At 72.3% G+C, this 17288-nt stretch carries 19 protein-coding genes and 2 pseudogenes; 12 read left to right on the plus strand and 9 right to left on the minus strand.

The features are described from left to right. Positions 1-258: 258 nt before the first annotated feature. Positions 259-1038, plus strand: a complete 780-nt coding sequence (locus tag H4687_RS03910; protein ID WP_046913773.1) for a hypothetical protein — start codon at positions 259-261, stop codon at positions 1036-1038. On the opposite strand, the gene H4687_RS03915 is transcribed toward H4687_RS03910, so the two are convergent. Together H4687_RS03915 and H4687_RS03920 are read right to left on the minus strand one after the other, a co-directional pair. Continuing rightward, entirely contained in the window at positions 960-1742 is a 783-nt protein-coding gene (locus H4687_RS03915; protein ID WP_234317439.1) for a GntR family transcriptional regulator, read from the minus strand. The genes H4687_RS03910 and H4687_RS03915 overlap by 79 nt on opposite strands. Before the next feature lie 85 nt (positions 1743-1827). Continuing rightward, positions 1828-2094 (minus strand): annotated as a pseudogene (locus H4687_RS03920) (family 78 glycoside hydrolase catalytic domain); the annotation flags it as partial. Here H4687_RS03920 and H4687_RS03925 point away from each other — a divergent pair. The 3 genes and pseudogenes from H4687_RS03925 to H4687_RS03935 form a co-directional block, all read left to right on the plus strand. Then, positions 2083-2280: pseudogene (locus H4687_RS03925) on the plus strand (ABC transporter substrate-binding protein); the annotation flags it as partial. The pseudogenes H4687_RS03920 and H4687_RS03925 sit on opposite strands and share 12 nt — an antisense overlap. A gap of 87 nt (positions 2281-2367) precedes the next feature. Further along, complete coding sequence (locus H4687_RS03930) at positions 2368-2862, plus strand: MarR family winged helix-turn-helix transcriptional regulator (RefSeq protein ID WP_005474101.1); 495 nt, start codon at positions 2368-2370, stop codon at positions 2860-2862. A gap of 183 nt (positions 2863-3045) precedes the next feature. Next, positions 3046-3672 carry a DsbA family protein gene (locus H4687_RS03935; protein ID WP_046913771.1) on the plus strand — a complete coding sequence of 209 codons (627 nt, stop codon included), beginning with the start codon at positions 3046-3048 and terminating at the stop codon, positions 3670-3672. 44 nt (positions 3673-3716) lie between these two features. Here the strand turns inward: H4687_RS03935 and H4687_RS03940 are convergent, their stop codons facing one another. Next, positions 3717-4685 carry an alpha/beta hydrolase gene (locus tag H4687_RS03940; RefSeq protein ID WP_046913770.1) on the minus strand — a complete coding sequence of 323 codons (969 nt, stop codon included), beginning with the start codon at positions 4683-4685 and terminating at the stop codon, positions 3717-3719. A gap of 183 nt (positions 4686-4868) precedes the next feature. Here H4687_RS03940 and H4687_RS03945 point away from each other — a divergent pair, with 183 nt between their 5' ends. After that, entirely contained in the window at positions 4869-5546 is a 678-nt protein-coding gene (locus tag H4687_RS03945; RefSeq protein WP_078907296.1) for an ATP-binding cassette domain-containing protein, read from the plus strand. A gap of 22 nt (positions 5547-5568) precedes the next feature. On the opposite strand, the gene H4687_RS03950 is transcribed toward H4687_RS03945, so the two are convergent. Beyond that, a complete protein-coding gene (locus tag H4687_RS03950) occupies positions 5569-7092 on the minus strand; it encodes a glycoside hydrolase family 43 protein (protein ID WP_046913769.1) in 1524 nt (507 codons plus the stop codon). 76 nt (positions 7093-7168) lie between these two features. Between H4687_RS03950 and H4687_RS03955 the strand changes: the two genes are divergently transcribed. Further along, positions 7169-7495: a hypothetical protein gene (locus H4687_RS03955; RefSeq protein ID WP_233443457.1), complete on the plus strand. Its 327-nt coding sequence runs from the start codon at positions 7169-7171 to the stop codon at positions 7493-7495. Positions 7496-7533: 38 nt separating this feature from the next. After that, complete coding sequence (locus H4687_RS03960; protein ID WP_199813391.1) at positions 7534-8178, plus strand: DNA alkylation repair protein; 645 nt, start codon at positions 7534-7536, stop codon at positions 8176-8178. A gap of 43 nt (positions 8179-8221) precedes the next feature. Here H4687_RS03960 and H4687_RS03965 read toward each other — a convergent pair whose 3' ends face one another. From H4687_RS03965 to H4687_RS03980, 4 genes are all read right to left on the minus strand, one after another. After that, the gene (locus H4687_RS03965; RefSeq protein WP_046913766.1) at positions 8222-8614 is read right to left on the minus strand and encodes a VOC family protein; all 393 of its coding nucleotides are present in this window, start codon (positions 8612-8614) and stop codon (positions 8222-8224) included. Beyond that, a complete protein-coding gene (locus tag H4687_RS03970; RefSeq protein WP_005474121.1) occupies positions 8611-8913 on the minus strand; it encodes an ArsR/SmtB family transcription factor in 303 nt (100 codons plus the stop codon). The genes H4687_RS03965 and H4687_RS03970 overlap by 4 nt, the downstream gene beginning before the upstream one ends. 106 nt (positions 8914-9019) lie before the next feature. Further along, positions 9020-9925, minus strand: coding sequence for an amidohydrolase family protein (locus H4687_RS03975; RefSeq protein ID WP_046913779.1), 906 nt, complete (start codon positions 9923-9925; stop codon positions 9020-9022). Between the two features lie 95 nt (positions 9926-10020). Continuing rightward, positions 10021-11499 carry an eCIS core domain-containing protein gene (locus H4687_RS03980; RefSeq protein ID WP_046913765.1) on the minus strand — a complete coding sequence of 493 codons (1479 nt, stop codon included), beginning with the start codon at positions 11497-11499 and terminating at the stop codon, positions 10021-10023. A 204-nt stretch (positions 11500-11703) separates the two neighbouring features. On the opposite strand from H4687_RS03980, the gene H4687_RS03985 reads away from it, so the two are divergent. From H4687_RS03985 to H4687_RS04005, 5 genes are all read left to right on the plus strand, one after another. Further along, positions 11704-12234 (plus strand): SRPBCC family protein, encoded by a 531-nt coding sequence (locus H4687_RS03985; RefSeq protein WP_046913764.1) that lies wholly within the window; start codon positions 11704-11706, stop codon positions 12232-12234. After that, complete coding sequence (locus H4687_RS03990) at positions 12227-13870, plus strand: phytoene desaturase family protein (protein WP_050398567.1); 1644 nt, start codon at positions 12227-12229, stop codon at positions 13868-13870. The genes H4687_RS03985 and H4687_RS03990 overlap by 8 nt, the downstream gene beginning before the upstream one ends. After that, positions 13867-14745, plus strand: a complete 879-nt coding sequence (locus tag H4687_RS03995) for an SDR family oxidoreductase (RefSeq protein ID WP_046913676.1) — start codon at positions 13867-13869, stop codon at positions 14743-14745. Before H4687_RS03990 ends, H4687_RS03995 begins: the two co-directional genes overlap by 4 nt. A gap of 90 nt (positions 14746-14835) precedes the next feature. Next, complete coding sequence (locus H4687_RS04000) at positions 14836-15024, plus strand: hypothetical protein (protein ID WP_046913677.1); 189 nt, start codon at positions 14836-14838, stop codon at positions 15022-15024. Next, positions 15014-15952, plus strand: coding sequence for a hypothetical protein (locus H4687_RS04005; RefSeq protein ID WP_046913678.1), 939 nt, complete (start codon positions 15014-15016; stop codon positions 15950-15952). Before H4687_RS04000 ends, H4687_RS04005 begins: the two co-directional genes overlap by 11 nt. A 359-nt stretch (positions 15953-16311) precedes the next feature. Here H4687_RS04005 and H4687_RS04010 read toward each other — a convergent pair whose 3' ends face one another. After that, positions 16312-17160 (minus strand): NAD(P)H-binding protein, encoded by an 849-nt coding sequence (locus tag H4687_RS04010; RefSeq protein WP_046913679.1) that lies wholly within the window; start codon positions 17158-17160, stop codon positions 16312-16314. Between the last annotated feature and the right edge of the window lie 128 nt (positions 17161-17288).

Genomic DNA, 17288 nt, shown 5'->3' on the forward strand with positions numbered 1-17288 from the left:
CGCCTGCCGCATGCCACTCATGCACGGCTATGACCTGCGACAACGCAAGGTGGTGCTCGCCTCACCCCTGACGTCCCGGGCCCCGCAGCGGACGTCGTGCGCGAGCATGTGCACTCGCCTGCCGGGACGGCTCACACACCTCGTTCTCGTCGGCGAGCACCCCCTCTTCGTAGGAATCAACGCAGACAGCAGGGTTGTGGACTGGGAAGGGTGAGTAACATCCGCACACAGCACATTCATTTGTCGGGAAGGACTGCCATGACCGAAACACCTTCGGAGACGACTGATCTCAAGGCGCAGTACACCGCTCAGGTCGCCGCCGACCTCGAACGGAACACCAAGGAACAGGAGCGCCTCCACGGAGAGATCGACGCTCTGCAGGAGCAACTCCGCAATCTGCAGCACGACCACAGTGTGCTGGCGAACGTGCAGCAGGCACTCGGCTTCGTGACACCTGAGACCGCTCCCGCGGCCGAGGAGGTCCTCGCAGCCCCCGTTCCGCGGCAGAAGACCGCCCCCACCCCGTCGGCCACCAAGCGCACGCGGGCGAAGAGGGCCGAGAAGGTCGAGAAGGCCGCTCCCGCACCGAGTGCCAAGCAGGCGAAGAAGCCCGCCGCCGCGAAGACCGCGGCTCCCAAGACGGCCGCAACCAAGACGGCCGCCGCCAAGACCGCGGCTCCCAAGTCGGCGACTTCCAAGGCCGCCGCTTCCAAGTCGACGGCTTCCAAGGCCGCGGCTACCAAGTCCGCGGCCCCGAAGAAGGACCAGCCCACCCTCGTCGAGCTCATCCGCCGGCACCTCATCGAGCAGAGCGAACCGCGCTCCGCCGCCGAGGTCGCCGCCGCGCTCACCCAGGCCCACCCCGACCGCCGTATCCAGACCAATGTCGTCCGCACCACGCTGGAGGGACTCGTCGCCAAGAGCAACGCCCAGCGCAGCAGGCAGGGCTCGTCCGTCTACTACACCGCTCCCGACGCGCCGGAGCAGTCGGCCGCGCCCTCCCAGGCCGAAGCCGAACCCGCATCGGCGAACGCCTGAGCCGACTGTTCAGGGGCCGGCGTCGTCGCCGTCGTCGAGGTGGTCCGGGTCGTCCGCCGATGTCCTAGTCGGTGGCCGTCTCGGCGAACTGGTTGGTGTCGAACAGCTGGTTGATGTGTCCGCCCAGTTCGGACCAGTGGCGTCCGGAGAGTTCGGCGGCGGAACGGGCGTTTCCGTCTGCACACGTCGATGAGTTCGTCGTGGTGTTCGATGGTGTTGCGGCCGCCGAGCAGGGTGGAGAACCTGCGGTGGAGGATGCGGTGGATCTGCGGGTGGAGCTGCTCGACGATCCTGCTGAGGACAGGGTTGTCCGCGGCCTCGACGGGGACGGCGTGGAAGCGGTCGTCGGCGTCGAGGGCGCCGCCGATGTCGTGGGCGGCGACTGCCCGTTCGAAGTCGCGGTTGGCCTCGCGCATGCGCCGGAAGTCGTGCTCGGTCATGACCGGGACGGCTGTCTCGGTGGCGAGTCGGTCCAGGGAGCGCAGGACGGCGAGGGTCTTCTCCGCGTCGCGGCGGTTGAGGGTGGTGATGCGGGTGTAGACGCCGGGCTTGGCCTCCACCAGGCCGATGTCGGCGAGGCGGGCGAGCGCCTCGCGCACCGGGGTGCGGCTGAGGCCGAGGCACTCGGCGAGCTCACCGTCCCTGACCTTCTCGCCGGGGACGGGTTCACCGCGCACGATGGAGTCGCGCAGGCGAGGGAACACCTCGTCACTGAGGAGGCGACGGGAGACAGGGCGGTCGCTGCGGGCAGTCGGTGGGCACCCAGAGATAGTTGCCGCGCTGGCCTCAGCGGATGTTGCCCGCCAGTTTGTTGGCATCGGGATCGTTCGTCGTGACCGTGCCGATCTCGCGTACGGCGGAGGTGGCGACCCGGCCCGTCAGCCGGGTGACCGTGACGGGCTCCGACGCCGTGACGGACACGAAGCGGAAGCCGTAGAAGGTCAGGGAGTCCTGATGGGTCTCCCCCTGCGGGTCGCCCCGGAGGATGTACCTGCTGGTGGCCTAGGCGCTGCGGAGATTGGCCCGGTGGACGGAACCCTCGGGGCCGTCCACACCGACGCCACTCCCCCCGCCGGCCTGAAGCCGATCTGGAAGTACCCTGACGCCCATGTCGGCGGCTTCCCCCGCTGCATGGCGGACCGGGCCGCCGTCGAGCGCTGGAAGCAGACCTTCGCCCTGTACTTCGGCGAGGTGCGGGGCGAGCCGACGCCGGGTTGGCTCGGGCTCCACCCAGGGACGTAGCGACCGGGCCCGGCCGGGGGCCGTCCCCCTCGGTCACGGCAAGATCGGTACGGTGGCGGACGGGACCAGGAGAGGGGCGGAACCGCCGTGAGCGAGCAGGCAGGGATCAGTACGGCCAAGGAGGCCGCCGACCACGAACTCGTGCTCGCCTTCGGGCGGCTGCAGGGGGCGGCCAACCGGCTGGAGTACATCCTCGGGCGGTCGCTCGAAGTCGAGTGCGGGATCAGTCACCTGATGTTCGAGGTGCTGCTGATCCTCGGCCGGGCAGGTGAGCCGGGACTGCCGATGCGGGCCATCGCCCAGGAGCAGGTCCTCACCACCGGCGGCGCCACCCGGCTGGTGGACCGCATGGAGGCGGCGGGGCTGGTGGCCCGGGCCGAGTCGCCCTCCGACCGGCGCGGCAAGCTGGTGCGGCTGACCACGCTGGGCGAGGAGACGACGGTACGCGCGGCCCAGGTCCATGTGGAGAACATCAAGCGGTACTTCGTCGCCCCGCTCCCGGAGGCGGACCGCGAGCGCTTCGCCGAGGATCTGCGGATCCTCAGCCACACGGCTCGGGACGTCCTGCCCCGGCTGCCCTGACCCGTACGCCGAAGCGGGCGGCCGAGGGCGGCGGCAAGAAGCCTCGCTGCCGACGTCCTGACGTCGGCCGGGGCCCTGTGACCTCCTTCACAGAACCCCGCCGAAATATCTGACACGTCAGTCACTGTTCTGTCAGATGATCGCCCGCACCGGGCGACCCGGTCACACGCTGTTGAGGTCACCATGAAGCTGGTCTACGTGTTCGACGCCTACTGCGGCTGGTCCCACGGTTTCTCCGGGACCCTCCGCGAGGTGGTCTCCCGCCACCCCGAGCTGCCGGTGGAGGTGGTCTCCGGCGGTCTGTTCACCGGATCACGCCGGGTGCCGATCCGCGAGTTCGGCTACGTCCAGGGCGCGAACGCCCAGATCGCGGAGCTGACCGGTGCCGAGTTCGGCGAAGCGTACGAGAAGCTGATCGCCGACGGCTCGTTCGTCATGGACTCCGAGGCCGCCGCCCGCGGTGTGGCCGCCCTGCGCCAGGCGGCCCCCGACCGCGCCGCGGCCCTGGCCACGGACGTACAGCACGCCTTCTACTCCGACGGCCGCAGCCTGTCCGACCCGGTGACGTACGGCCTGCTCGCCGAGGCGGCCGGACTGGACGCCGACGCCGTCGTGACCGCGTTCGCCTCGCCCGAGGTGCGGGCAGCCGCCGGGGCCGACTTCCGCCGCGCGGCCGAACTGGGTGTCACCGGCTTCCCCACCCTGCTGGCCGTCGACGGCGACTCCGTGGTCCCGCTGGCCTACGGTCGTGCCACCGCGGACGAGGTCGACCGGCGACTGGCGACCCTCGGGGCCACCCGTACCTCCTGACCGTCCCCGTCCGGATGGGCCGTGTCCCGATCGGCCGTGTCCCCTCACTCCCCCAGCAGCCGCCGCAGCCACCGCAGTCGGGCCTCCCGGGCGTCGGCGGAGAGGGACGCCTGGGGCACCAGACCGTCGAAGCCGTGGAACCCGCCCGGCCACACGTGGAGTTCGGCGCTTCCCCCGGCCTGCCAGATCCTGGAGGCGTAGGTGACGTCCTCGTCCCGGAAGGTCTCGGCGGAACCCACGTCGATGAAGGCGGGAGGCAGACCGGACAGGTCGGCCGCTCGGGCCGGGGCGGCGTACGGCTCGACGTCGTCGGTGCCGCGCCGTTCCCCCAGCAGAGCGCTCCAGCCCGTCTCGTTGGCGGTGCGGTCCCATACGCCGAGTCCGGCCATCTGATGGGCGGACACGGTGTCGTTGCGGTCGTCGAGCATCGGGCACATCAGCAGCTGGCCCAGCAGCCGCGGACCCCGGCGGTCGCGTGCGAGGAGGGCGAGAGCCGCGGCGAGTCCGCCGCCCGCACTGCCCCCGGCCAGGATGACGCGGTCCGGATCGCCGCCGATCTCCTCGGCGTGCGCCACCGTCCACAGCAGTCCCGCGTAGCAGTCCTCGATCGGTGCCGGGTGCGGGTGCTCGGGGGCGAGGCGGTACTCCACCGACACCACGACCAGGCCCAGTTCCTCCGCCCAGTCCAGGGGCAGGCCCAGCCGGTTGTGACCCACGATCATGCCGCCGGGGTGGGTGAAGTAGACGACGGGTCGTGGGCCGGGCACCGAGGTGGGCCTGCAGATCAGCAGCGAGACGTCCGGCGCGCCCGGCGGGCCGGGCACCGTGCGTTCCTCCACGTCGAAGAGACCGCCGCAGCTCAGTTCGTCGATCGTCAGGAGGGGGACGTCGCCGTTGAGTCGCTCCCTCGCCGCGGGGATGTCGTCCGGGGTCGCGGTGGTCGGTGCCAGGTCGCCGAGTTCGACGAGAGCGGCCGCCAGTTCCGGGTCGAACGGCGGAGGGGCGGTGGTCATCTGTACCTCCTGCGAGTTGATCGTCCTGATCGTCGACGTCGTCCCGGCCGGCCGGCCGGGAGGGCCGTCGCGCGGGGATGCAACCGTGGGGCGAAACGGTGGGGCGGATGTCCGCCCGCCGGACGCGGCGGGCCTGCGCGAGGACGCGGGCGGGCGACGTGGGAATCGGGGCCGGGGCCCGGTGTGCGCGGTCGAACGGCCCGGGCGCGTGGGCTCGTTCCTGCCGGGTCGTGCGGCGCCGTACGCCTGTGGCCGAACGGCGCCCCGGCGTCCCGCCGTCCGAGCGGGGGTCGCGGGGCGGCTCGCACCGAAGGCGACGGGCGGAACCGTAACCGCACGCGCCGCTCTCCGTCCAGCCTCCTCACCTCGCTCGCCGGTTCGTGCCGGTCACCCGGCGAGGTCCGCGACGACATCGCCGAGCTGCTCCGCCGGGTCGGGCCGCCCGAGGACGCGGCGGACCGGTACCCGGCGCAGTTCAGCGGGGGCCAGCGCCAGCGCATCGCCATCGCCCGGGCGGTCGCCCGCAGGCCGAGGCTCATCATCTGCGACGAGCCGACCAGCGCCCTCGACGTCACCACCCAGGCGGCGGGGCTGAGCCTCCTCTCCGAACTCCAGGACACCCTCGGGTGCGCCCATCTGTTCATCACCCACGACCTCGCCGTCGTCAAGGAGTTCGCGGCCCGCACCCTGGTCCTGCAGCACGGGCGCATCGTGGAGGAGGGAGCCAGCGTCGACGTGTGCGACCGGCCCCGGCACGCGTACACCCGACGGCTGGTGGCGGCCGCCCCCGACCCCGACCCCGACCCCGACTTCCAACGCGTCCGGCGCCAACGGCGGTTGAAGGTGTCGGCGACGGCGTGAGCGACGGTTCCGGCCCGGTGTCTCAGTCTTCCAGCGGCTCGTGGTCGAACCAGTCGAAGTGCACCGTGCCGGCGGTGGCGAACAGGCCGATGACCCGGCCCGTGAAGCCGCCGGCCACCTCCGTGGACAGGTAACGGCCGTCCAGCGAGGCCAGTTCGACGAAGGTGCCGTCCCGCTCCTCGAACCCGAGCGAGACGAAGTCGGGTCCGGTGCGCGCGTCGTTCATGGTCCGCACCGGAACGGTCTCCACACGGAGCACCACGGGTCCCGGGGGCACCGGCCGGGACGTCACCACGGTGTTCAGCGGGCCGATGCGGGCCCGGACCCGGACCTGCCCTGACTCGACCTCGACGGAGTAGTGGTGGCGCTCGTCGAGACGCACGGCCAGACCGCCGCCCTGCCCCTGCGCCACATCGGCCGAGGTGCGCACGCGACACGCCCGGTGCTGCTGCCGTCGGCCCACGAACGTCACCTCGGCGTCGTCGAGGGACGTGCCGCGGGCGCGCAGGGTCAGCCGGCCGGGCCGTTCCTTCGTGGTGCACTCCTCCGGGGAACGCCGGCGCAACGAGATCCACTGCGGGGCCAGTTCGGCGGCGTCGAAGTCGTCCCGGCGCTCCGGTGCGACGGCGGGTGGATCGAGGGGCCAGGGCGGTGCGGGCATGTCGGTCGACAGTTCGCCGACGACGGGCCAGCCGTCGACCCATTCGACCGGCGCCAGGTAGGTCTCCCGGCCCAGTACGTGCCAGCCGGGGGTGCCGCCGCCCGGCCGTACCCCGAGCAGCACCATCCACCAGGAGCCGTCGGGTCCCTGCACCAGGTCGGCGTGGCCGGTGTTCTGGATGGGGTGGTCGGTGCCGCGGTGGGTCAGGATCGGGTTGTCGGGGCAGGGTTCGAACGGGCCGGTGGGTGCGTTGCCGCGGGCGATCGAGACGCCGTGGCCCCGCTCGGTGCCGCCTTCGGCGATGAGCAGGTACCAGTACTCGCCGATGCGGTACAGGTGGGGTGCTTCGGGGGCCTTGGCGCCGGGCGCGCCGGACCACAGCTGCCGGCGCTCGCCGAACGTCTCCCCGGTGTGGGGGTCGAGGCGGATCTGTCCGACTCCGGCGGTGGTGCACCAGCAGGTGCCGTCCTCGTCCCAGGCGATGTCCGGGTCGATGCCGTGCACTCCGGGCAGCCGGATCGGGTCGGACCAGGGGCCGGCCGGGTCGGTGGCCGTGAACAGCAGGTTGCCGTCGGCGCTGACGTTGGTGACGATCAGCCAGAACCGGCCGTCGTGGTGGCGCAGCGTGGGGGCGTAGATCCCCCCGGAGGAGGCGGTGTCCGGCGGCAGACGCAGTTGGCTCGGTCGGTCGAGCGCGTTGCCGATCTGGGTCCAGTGCACGAGGTCGCGGCTGTGGAAGAGGGGGATGCCGGGGAAGTACTCGAAGCTGGAGCAGGCGAGGTAGTAGTCGTCGCCCGCCCGGCAGATGGACGGGTCGGGGTGGAAGCCGGGGATCACCGGATTGCTCATGGTGGTTCCCGCCTCGGACACGCTCGTCACCCTCATCGGGTCCTTTCGCCGTTTCGAAAGTTTCTCTCGCATTGACAGATACTTTCTCGATCAGGCTAGGCGGGGGCCTGGGGTGAACGCGACACCGGAGGCCAGGTTCTCCCGCGGTGTGCCGTGGCGGATCGATCTGATCAGCTACGACATCCCGGTCCTGGCGAACGCCTCGGGCGGCACCGGCGGCCTGTCCGTCCCCACTCTGTTCCGGGGCGACCAGCTCGCCTCCATGGAGGCCCGGGACGACGACGGGAGCAACGCGGGCCCCGCGAGCTGGACCTCGTTCCAGCAGTGGGACACCGCGTTCTCGGCGTACACGGACGATTTCATCAAGCTGACCGCCGAGTTCCTCACGGCGCCACGGGTAGGGTGCATCCGCCACGTGAGGGACGGGAGACCGAGGTGACCGAGACGACGCGGACCGGGAAGACGGTCGCCGAGGTGATGGCCGAGCTGGCCGCGCTCGACGACCCGAGAGCGCGCGAGGTCAACGAGCGGCACGGCGACGACCACGGTGTGAACCTCGGCAGCCTGCGGACCCTCGCGAAGCGGCTCAGGACGCAACAGGATCTCGCGTGCCGGCTGTGGGCGACGGGGGACGGCGCGGCGAGGCTGCTGGCGCTCCTGATCTGCCGCCCGAAGGCGTTCGGGCGGGACGAGCTGGACTCCATGCTGCGCGAGGCGCGCACTCCCAAGGTGCACGACTGGCTCGTGAACCACGTGGTGAAGAAGAGCCCGCACGCCGAGGAACTCCGCCTGGCGTGGTGTGCCGATCCGGACCCCGTGGTCGCGAGCGCCGGCTGGGCGCTCACCACCGAACGGGTGGCGAGGAGGCCCGAGGGCCTCGACCTCCCCGGGCTGCTCGACGTCGTCGAGGCACGGATGAAGGCCGCCCCGGACCGCCTGCAGTGGGCGATGAACCACTGCCTCGCGCAGATCGGCATCGAACACGCCGAGCACCGAGCCCGTGCGATCGACATCGGCGAGCGCCTGGAGGTGCTCAGGGACTATCCGACCTCTCCGGGCTGCACATCGCCGTTCGCGCCGGCCTGGATCGCCGAGATGGTGCGGCGGCGGCAGGCGACGTAGGGGCGCGGCGCGGCGGGCCGCCGCGCCCGCACCCTGCCGGTTCCTACTGCGGCTGGGTCGCGATCTGGATGAGGTTGCCGCAGGTGTCGTCGAGGACGGCGGTGGTGACGGGGCCCATCTCCAGCGGCTCCTGGGTGAAGCGCACGCCCAGGCCGCGCAGGCGCTCGTACTCCGCCCGCACGTCGTCGACGGCGAACTGGGCGAGCGGGATGCCGTCCCCGACGAGTGCGTCGCGGTAGGGCTTGACGGCCGGATGTCCGGCGGGCTCCAGGAGCAGTTCGGTGCCGTCGGGCTCGTCCGGCGAGACGACGGTCAGCCAGCGGTCCTTCTCGCCCAGCGGGACGTCGTGCTTCTTCACGAAGCCGAGGATCTCGGTGTAGAAGTGCTCGGCCTTGGCCTGGTCGTCGACGAAGACGCTGGTCAGACGGATCTTCATGAGGTGCTCTCCTGCGGTCCGGAGGGGTCGGGCATGAGCCACCGCTCGGTGATCTGCCGCAGCGGGGCGGTGTTCAGGTCGTGGAACTTGTAGCGGCCCTCCCGCCTGGTCTCGACGAGCCCGGCGGCCTCCAGCACGGCGAGGTGCTGGGAGATCGCCTGGCGCGAGCTGTTGAGCCCGTGCTTCATGGTCAGCCGCGAACAGATCTCGAACAGTGTCTGTCCGGACTTCTCGGTCAGCTCGTCGAGGATGGTCCGGCGGGTGGGGTCGGCCAGGGCTTTGAACAGGTCGTCGGCCACACCTCCACCATAGGCAAGCGACCACTTGCCTATCAAGTCCGACCGCGCACCTCTTCCGTGGGGACCCGCCGCCGCTTTCCGCGCGGACCCGCCGCCGCCTTGCCGGTCACAGCCCGAACAGCTCTGCCGCGTTGTCGTGGCACACCGCCCGCAGCCACTCCTCCCCCAGGCCCAGGCGCTCCAGGGCGTGGAGCTGGTGGAGGTACGGGTAGGGGATGTTGGGGAAGTCGGAGCCGAGGAGGACCCGGTCACCGAGGGCGGCCAGCCGCGGCAGGGCCCGGCGGGGGAACGGCATGAACCGCTCGCTGAAGTCGGTGAACGCCATCGTCGTGTCGAACCGCACCTCCCCGTACCGCTCGGCGAGTCCGAAGAACTCCTCGTACTCGGGCATCCCCATGTGCGCGACGACCAGCCGGAGCCGGGGATGGCGCGCCAGTACGCGCGTGATCGGCTCGGGGCCGGTGTACGTGCCGGGCGCGGGCCCGGAGCCGCAGTGGATGACCACGGGGACACCGGCCTCGGCCAGCAACCCCCATGCCTGGTCGAGGAGTCGGTCGGCCGGGTCGTACGCCCCCACCTGTACGTGCGCCTTGAAGACGCGCGCTCCCGCCTCGACGGCCTCCCGGACGTACGCGGCGGTGTCCGGCTCGGGATAGAGGGTGGCCGTGTGCAGACAGTCGGGGGTGCGGCGGGCGAAGCCGGCCGCCCAGCCGTTCAGCCAGCGGGCCATGCCCGGCTTGTGCGGGTAGAGCATCGAGGTGAACGCCCGCACGCCGAAGGCCCGGAGCAGGTCCGCCCGTTCCGTCTCCTCCTGGCGGTAGGTGATCGGCCACTCCATTCCGCCGGTCAGCGGTCCGAGCGCGTCGAAGTACTCCCACACCTTGCGCAGGACGCGCTCGGGCATGAAGTGCGTGTGGACGTCGATCAGACCGGGCAGACCGAGCGCCTCGGCGAACCGGCGGATCTCTCCGGCCTCCTCGCCCACGGGCACGTCACTGGGGTGATCACTCATGCCGTCCACGATCGACTCCCGTGCGGTGGCGGGTCCACCACCGCACGCGGGTGATCCATGAGGGATCCGTCACCCGGCCGTTCCCGGCCGGTCGGCTACAGGTTCTGGCCGCCCTTCACCGGCTGCACGTCCTCGACGAACAACTGGAAGAGCAGGCGCGTGATGTCGGTGTCCCCGAGCGAAAGGCTGAACGGCTCTTTCTTCTCGGGCTTCAGGCCGATATAGCCCGGAAGTGCCCCTTCGCCGGCCGCGGCCTGCGGGAAGGTACTCCCGGTCTCCTCTTCACGGGTCTTCCTGATGTGATAAGGAGTGCCCTTGTCTCCGGATATCGCCATGTAATTCGGGTGGAACAGGTAATCATGCGCGCCCTCCTTGAGGGTGAACTCCATCATCACCTGCTGATCCTCGTCCTTGAAGTACTCGTCGGCCTGGCCGATGTCACCGAGGTGGTTCTTCACGGGCATGGCGCCGATCGGGCCGCTGCCCCCCGCCTCCGTCTCGCGATAGCGCTTCGCGATCCCGACGGGGTTCTTGCTCTCGGTCCTCATCCACTCTTCCGTCTCGGCCGCCTTTCCCCGTCCCTTCCACTCCATGATGGCGACGGCCTCGCTCGTGAACATCGACCTGTAGAGCTTCAGGCGCCCGGTCTCTCCCTTTCCGCTCCGCTCGGCCAATTCAGCCAGGAGAGCGGGCCCCACGGTGTGCAGGACATCCTCCAGCTTCCGCTTCGCGGGTGCGGCACCCTTGCCCTTCTTCTTCGGCGCCTTGGGCGGAAGCAGCGAGTGCCCCGCCTCCGTCATCTTGTTCTTCCAGTGATCCTCCTGGAACAATTCCTGCGGGTCGCCGAGTACCCGCTGAACAAAGGCACCGGAGGGTGCACCGTGAGCGCCGCGCGATTCCTCCGGCGCCCGGGAGGAGTCCGTCGCACGCTGCACGGCGGGCTGTGCCGGGCCGGACATCACCTTGCGCGCGTTGGCCTCGGCGGCCTGCTCGAAGCGGTCGGAGGGGTCGGAGACCCTCAGCCCGCCGCCGTCGTCGGTGCCGGCGACGGGACCCTGACGCTGCTGGATGACATGGGTCAGCTCGTGGGCGAGAGTGTGCTTGTCCGCGCCGCCGTCGCCGATGACCACATGGCTGCCGGATGTGTAGGCGCGGGCGCCGACCTCGGCGGCGGACGCCTTCGCCGCGCTGTCGTCGTGGATGCGGACGTCGGAGAAGTCGGCGCCGAGCCGCGCCTCCATGTCCGTGCGGGTGGCACTGTCCAGGGGCTGGCCGGGGGCGCGCAGCACCTCGTGGACGGCCGAACGCTGCACGTCGTGCACGGCCGAGCGCTGCACGGTGGGCTCCGCGGCACCCTGGTGTCCGCAGTCGGCACCGTGCCGGTGCTCCTCCTGGGCCCAGGAATGGCCGGCCCGGCGCAGCAACTGGACGACCGCGGCATTGCCCGTGGTGCCCTGGAGCGCGAGCAGCCCCTGCGGCGACGACAGATCCGGCCCCCGCCGCGCGGGCGTTTCCGTCGTCGTGACGGCGGGGACCCGGACGGCCTTCGCCTCGTCGCTACCGCGTGTCCGCACTGACAGTCCTCTTCCATGATCAACGACTCGACCTTTCTTGGTACACCGGCGCCGACGCGTTCGAGAAGGTCCCTCGGGGCAGACCTCGGCATCCGATCGGGCAACGGGACCGGTCGACGCGGCGCCCGCTCCTTGACCTGGTGTGGATCCCCTCGGGCCGGGCACTCGGCCGTCGACCGGGGCGGGACCGGCTGGAGGTGTGTCATGGCGGTACGGCATCGTCTGATCAAGGTGAGTCCGCAGGTCGTCTGGGCCGTCCTCGCGGACGGCACCCGGTACGCGGAGTGGGTGGTGGGAACGTCGGCCTCCGAGCCGGTGCGGGGGCACTGGCCGCAGGTGGGCTCGGCGATCGAGTACGAGATCCGGGTGGGCCCGCTGCGCCTGAGCAACGAGACCGTCGTCCGGTACTGCGACGAGGGCTCCGAACTGGGACTGGAGGCGCGGGCGGGTGTGCTGGGGACGGCGCGGATCTCCCTCCGGCTCCGCCCCTGGGGACCGTACTGCCTGGTGATCGCGGACGAACACCCGCTGCAGGGAGTGGGCGGAGCGCTCCACAACGTCGGCGTGGAGGCACTGATCCAGCTCCGGCACCGCGCGATGCTCGCCCGGCTCGCCGGGATCTGCGAGGCGCGCGCCGAGGACGGCGACGCCGAGGCGCGGAGCGAGGCCGAACAGCCCACGAAGCTCCACGCGCGGCGCAGGGCCGCGGGCCACGGCACCGGCGGCCATGCCTGACGCGGTGGTGATCGGAGCCGGCCCCAACGGGCTGGTGGCCGCCAACCTGCTCGCCGACGCCGGATGGAGCGTCGACGTCCTGGAGGAACAGCCGGAACCCGGCGGCGCGGTGCGCCACGACAGGGGGGTCGACCCCGACTTCGCGAGCGACCTGTTCAGCTCGTTCTATCCCCTCGCCGCCGCCTCTTCGGTCCTGGCACGGCTCGGCCTCGACGAACACGGCCTGCGCTGGAGCCACGCGCCGCACGTCCTGGCGCACCCCCTCGGCGACGGCAGGTGCGCGGTGCTCTCCCGGGACATCGACACCACCGCCGCCTCCCTCGACGCCTTCCACCCGGGCGACGGCGACGCCTGGAAACGCCTGCACGCCACCTGGGAGGACCTCGGCCCCGACATCGTCGACGCGCTGTTCACCCCCTTCCCGCCGGTGCGCGCCACCGCCCGTCTCGCCGTCAGGCTGAAGGCGGCCGGCGGCCTGCGGATGGCCCGCACCCTGGTCGCGCCGGTCCGCCGCATGGGGGAGGAGGAATTCCGCGGCGAGGGCGGCAGACTGCTGCTGGCCGGCAACGCCCTGCACGCCGACCTCGCGCCGGAGGCCGCCGGCAGCGGCGGCTACGGCTGGCTGCTGTGCATGCTCGGACAGACCTACGGCTTTCCCGTGCCGGCCGGTGGCGCGGGCGCCCTGACGGCGGCCCTCGTCAGCCGGCTGAGGGCGCGTGGCGGCAGCGTCCGCTGCGGGCATCGGGTCAGCCGCGTCCTGGTACGGAACGGACGGGCCGCCGGGGTCCTCACCTCCGACGGCGAGAAGGTCGCCGCGCGCCGCGCCGTGCTGGCGGACGTGTCCGCGCCGGCCCTCTACGGCGAACTCGTCGGCGCGGAACACCTCCCGTCCCAGCTGATGGCCGACCTGAAGCGCTTCCAGTGGGACTTCGCCACCTTCAAGGTCGACTGGGCCTGCGACGGGCCGGTGCCCTGGCGCGCCGAGGAGGCGGCGCGGGCCGGGACGGTCCACCTCGCCGACGGCGTCGACGAACTCACCCGCTGCGCCGCGCAGATCGCCATGGGCCAGGTCCCCGACCGCCCCTTCGCCCTGTTCGGCCAGATGACGACCGCCGACCCCTCCCGCTCGCCCCGGGGCACCGAGGCCGCCTGGGCGTACACCCACGTGCCGCACGTCATCAAGTCCGACGCGGGCGACGAGGGACTGACGGGCGCCTGGAGCAGCACGGAGCAGGAGGTGATGGCCGACCGCGTCGAACGTCAGGTGGAACGGTTCGCGCCGGGGTTCCGCTCGCGGATCCGCGCCCGCCGGGTGCTGGCGCCGCCCGCCCTCCAGGCACTCGACCGCAATCTGCACGGCGGCGCCATCAACGGCGGCACCGCGGCCCTGCACCAGCAGCTGTTCTTCCGCCCCGCCCCCGGCACCGGCCGCCCCGAGACCCCCGTGGACGGCCTCTATCTCGCCTCCGCCTCCGCCCACCCCGGCGGCGGGGTGCACGGCGCGCCCGGCGCCAACGCCGCCCGCGCGGCACTGCGCCGACACCGGCTGCCCGGGCTCACCCGCGCCCAACGCGTCCTCGCCCACCGGGACCGCACCGGCCGCAGGCAGGACCGGACAGGAAGGGACCAGCCGTGAACGACAGCCCCCTCAAGGACCGCACGGTCGTGGTGACCGGCGCGGCACGCGGCATCGGAGCGGCACTGGCGAACGCGCTCGCCCGGCGAGGCGCGCGGCTGGCCCTCCTCGACCTCGACGAACCGGCGCTGAGGGCGACCGCCGCCGCCCTCCCCGGCGAGGCGCTGGCCATCCGCGCCGACGTCTCCGACGACGCCGCGCTCGACGACGCGGCCGAAGCCGTCCGTAGCCGCCTGGGGCCGCCCTCGGTCGTGGTGGCGAACGCGGGCATCGCCGAGGGCGGCCCCTTCGCCCGGTCCGACCCCGACACCTGGCGCCGGGTGATCGACGTCAACCTGATCGGCAGCGCCCAGACCGCCCGGGCCTTCCTGCCGGACCTGATACGGACCGCCGGCTACCACCTGCAGATCGCCTCGCTGGCCTCGATCGGCGCCGCCCCGATGATGAGCGCGTACTGCGCCTCCAAGTCCGGCGTCGAGGCCTTCGCCCACACCCTGCGCGCCGAGACGGCCCAGCACGGTGTGGCCGTGGGCATCGCCTATCTCGGCTGGACCGACACCGAGCTGATCCGCGACGCCGACCACTACGTGACCATGCGGGAGCTACGCGCCCACATGCCGCCGCCGGCCCGGCGTGTCCACCCCACCGAGACGGTCGCCGCCCGCCTCACCCACGCGGTGGAACAGCGACGGACCGCCGTCTACGTCCCCCGCTGGCTGCGTCTGACGCAGCTGACCCGAGCCGCGATCCCGCCCGTCGTCCTGCGCGCCACCCGCCGCGCCCTCCCCCGTCTCGAAGCGGAGCAGCCGCTGCACCCCACCGGCCTGCTGGGCCCGGGTGGCCGCGCCGACGGCGCCACGCGGGCGGGCGGCTGAGCCACGGTCACGACGGGTGGCCGAACGTGATGGTTCGGATACTCTGCGGAATCGATGACACGGTCGATGGCACCGGGCTGGGAGAGGCGTATGGGCGCGGGCAGGCGGCGATACCTCGGCGGGCGGGAAGCGGTGGCGGCAGGAGTCTCTGCGCCCCTCTCCACTCCGGAGCCGCCCCTGGGCGGAGTCCTGGCGGGCCGCACGAACCGCTGGTTCCAGGAGGCCCGGCGACTGCGCGAGACACTCCCCGACGGCACCCTCGGCGACCATGCCGCGTAAGGGTGCGCGGGGCGGCGAGGGCCACGACGTGGAAAAGGCGCTCGACGAGCTCTACGCCACGCCGCCCGCGCGCTTCGTCTCCCGCCGCGAGGAGCTGGCGCTGGAGGCCAGGACCGACGGACGCGCGGAGGACGCGCGTCGCCTCCATGCCGCCCGGCGCCCCTCCCTCGCCGCCTGGACGGTGAACCTGCTGCGGCGCTCCGAACCGGAGGAGTGCAGGCGGTTCCTGGAGCTGGGGCGTGCGCTGCGCGAGGCCTACGAGAGCCTGGACGCCGACGGGATCAAGGCTCTGTCCGAGCAGCGCCGGAGCATCGTCGCGGCCATGTCCGGGCAGGCCTCCGCCCTGGCCGCCGAGGCCGGTCACCGGCTGTCGGAGCCGGTACGGCGGGACGTCGAGGCCACCCTGCGTGCCGTCCTCGCCGACCAGGAGGCAGCCGACCGGTGGGCCACCGGTCGGCTGGAGAGCGCCCTCACCCCGCCGACGGGCTTTCCCGGGCGGGCCCCCGCGACCGCGCCGGCCGCCCCACCCCGCGCACGGGCCCGAGCGGTGGATCCGCCGGCTTCCGCGCGGTCCCGTGCGAAGGACGAGGTCGCCGAGCGGCGCCGCCTGAAGGAGGAGCAGCTCGGCCGGGCCCGTGAGGCGGCCGAGGCCGCCGAGCGCCGGCTGCGCGATCTGCGCACCGCACGGACGGAGGCCGAAGCACTGCTGGAACGGGCGCGTGAACGGCACGACCGGGCGGGGGACGACGTGTCCGCCGCCGAGCGGCGACTGCGGCAGGCTCGGGAGGACCGGCAACGGGCGGACCACGACCGACAGGAGGCGGAGGAACGCTGTGCGGTGGCTGCCGACGAGGTGTCCCGGGCCGAGCGGGCGGCCCGCGAGGCCTCCCGTGAGGTGAAACGTCTGTCCGGACGGTCCGTCAGGTAGCGCGGGCTCCCGTCCGGCGTCCAGCGGGAGGGGGCTGTGTGGGCCGTACCCAGCCGGCCGCCTTGCGCCCTGTCGGCGGAAGTGGCGGCCAGGCTCCCCCTCCGGGGCAACTGCTCCCGGCCGCCTTCGCCCTGTTCACCGCCGGGCTGCTGGTCCGTCACCTCTCCACCGGCGGGAGGCCGCGCCATGCCTTGCCTGACACGCCCTACCTCCTGGCCGCGGTCACCGTCTCCGCCGCCGTCGCCTGGGCACCGCGCGCCCCACCGTTCGCCGTTCTCGCCCCGTTGCGGTCCAGCGAGACCGTCCGTCCGCTGCCTCCGCACCCGTATGCCGGCCGGGGTCGCGCTGCGCGTGTCAGGTCACGCGGACGCCGCCGGCCTGAACACGTCCGCGTGCCGCGCGGACCACTGGGCGAAAGTGCGGGCCGGGTCGCCGGTGACCTTCTCCACGGTGTCGACGACCGTGCGGCCCACCTCCGGGGTGTTGCCGTACGCCTCGACCAGGAAGCCGATCACCTCGTCCGGGTGGCCCGCCGCCCGCCATTGCGCGACGGCCTGCTCCTCGGTGAGTTCGGTCAGGGCGATCTCCCGGCCCCGGGCGGCGGCGATCGCGGCCACCTTGTCGCCGACGGTCAGCAGCTCGGGACCGGTGATGACGTATTCCTGGCCGGCGTGGCCCTCCTCGGTCAGCGCGACCGCGGCGACGGCGCCGATGTCGCCCTCGTGGACCATGGCGCTCAGCCTGGAGACGAACGGCTCGCGGACCTCGTCCGAGGCCACGATCCCGTCAGCCCACTCCAGGGCGTTCGCCATGAACTCGACCGGCATGAGCACGGTCCAGTCCACACCCTCATCGGCACGCACCGCGTCCTCCAGTGGAGTCGGTCCGCCACCGTGCAGCACGGTGACCCGGCGCACGCCGGCCGCGCGGGCCAGCTCCAGGATCCGCGGGCCGGTCTCCAGCGGAGCGAAGTAGGCACCGCCGAAGGTGATCAGATGAACGCCGGTCACGCCGTCCAGGGCCGGGATCAGGCTGTCCGGTTGGGCCAGGTCGCCCTGGACGACCTCGACCTCGGCCGGGAGGTCGGCTGTGGACGCGTCCCGGGTGAGGGCCCGGACCGCGTGGCCACGGGCGAGGAGTTCGGCGACGACCTGACGGCCGACGGTTCCGGTGGCGCCGGTCACAAGGAGCTTCTGCGTCTGAGTCATGACACGACCGTACGGAGCTTTGCGGTCAACTTCTGTCCGCAAGGCCGGAGTTCGGACCGCTGATGCCGGACACGAGTTCGCACGGCCGAGGAGACGCAGACCACTCCCTTTCAAATAGGTATCTCAGA

Source organism: Streptomyces stelliscabiei (assembly GCF_014873495.1).
In the GTDB taxonomy this organism is placed as follows: Bacteria; Actinomycetota; Actinomycetes; order Streptomycetales; family Streptomycetaceae; genus Streptomyces; species Streptomyces bottropensis.

Excerpts from the sequence above, each read along its gene's own strand:
- H4687_RS03935 (WP_046913771.1), top strand. The coding sequence starts at position 3,046 with ATGAAGCTGGTCTACGTGTTCGACGCCTACTGCGGCTGGTCCCACGGT.
- H4687_RS04010 (WP_046913679.1), bottom strand. The coding sequence starts at position 17,160 with ATGACTCAGACGCAGAAGCTCCTTGTGACCGGCGCCACCGGAACCGTC.
- H4687_RS04005 (WP_046913678.1), top strand. The coding sequence starts at position 15,014 with ATGCCGCGTAAGGGTGCGCGGGGCGGCGAGGGCCACGACGTGGAAAAG.
- H4687_RS03960 (WP_199813391.1), top strand. The coding sequence starts at position 7,534 with ATGGCCGAGCTGGCCGCGCTCGACGACCCGAGAGCGCGCGAGGTCAAC.
- H4687_RS03940 (WP_046913770.1), bottom strand. The coding sequence starts at position 4,685 with ATGACCACCGCCCCTCCGCCGTTCGACCCGGAACTGGCGGCCGCTCTC.
- H4687_RS04000 (WP_046913677.1), top strand. The coding sequence starts at position 14,836 with ATGGGCGCGGGCAGGCGGCGATACCTCGGCGGGCGGGAAGCGGTGGCG.
- H4687_RS03975 (WP_046913779.1), bottom strand. The coding sequence starts at position 9,925 with ATGAGTGATCACCCCAGTGACGTGCCCGTGGGCGAGGAGGCCGGAGAG.
- H4687_RS03965 (WP_046913766.1), bottom strand. The coding sequence starts at position 8,614 with ATGAAGATCCGTCTGACCAGCGTCTTCGTCGACGACCAGGCCAAGGCC.
- H4687_RS03985 (WP_046913764.1), top strand. The coding sequence starts at position 11,704 with ATGGCGGTACGGCATCGTCTGATCAAGGTGAGTCCGCAGGTCGTCTGG.
- H4687_RS03910 (WP_046913773.1), top strand. The coding sequence starts at position 259 with ATGACCGAAACACCTTCGGAGACGACTGATCTCAAGGCGCAGTACACC.
- H4687_RS03990 (WP_050398567.1), top strand. The coding sequence starts at position 12,227 with ATGCCTGACGCGGTGGTGATCGGAGCCGGCCCCAACGGGCTGGTGGCC.
- H4687_RS03950 (WP_046913769.1), bottom strand. The coding sequence starts at position 7,092 with ATGAGGGTGACGAGCGTGTCCGAGGCGGGAACCACCATGAGCAATCCG.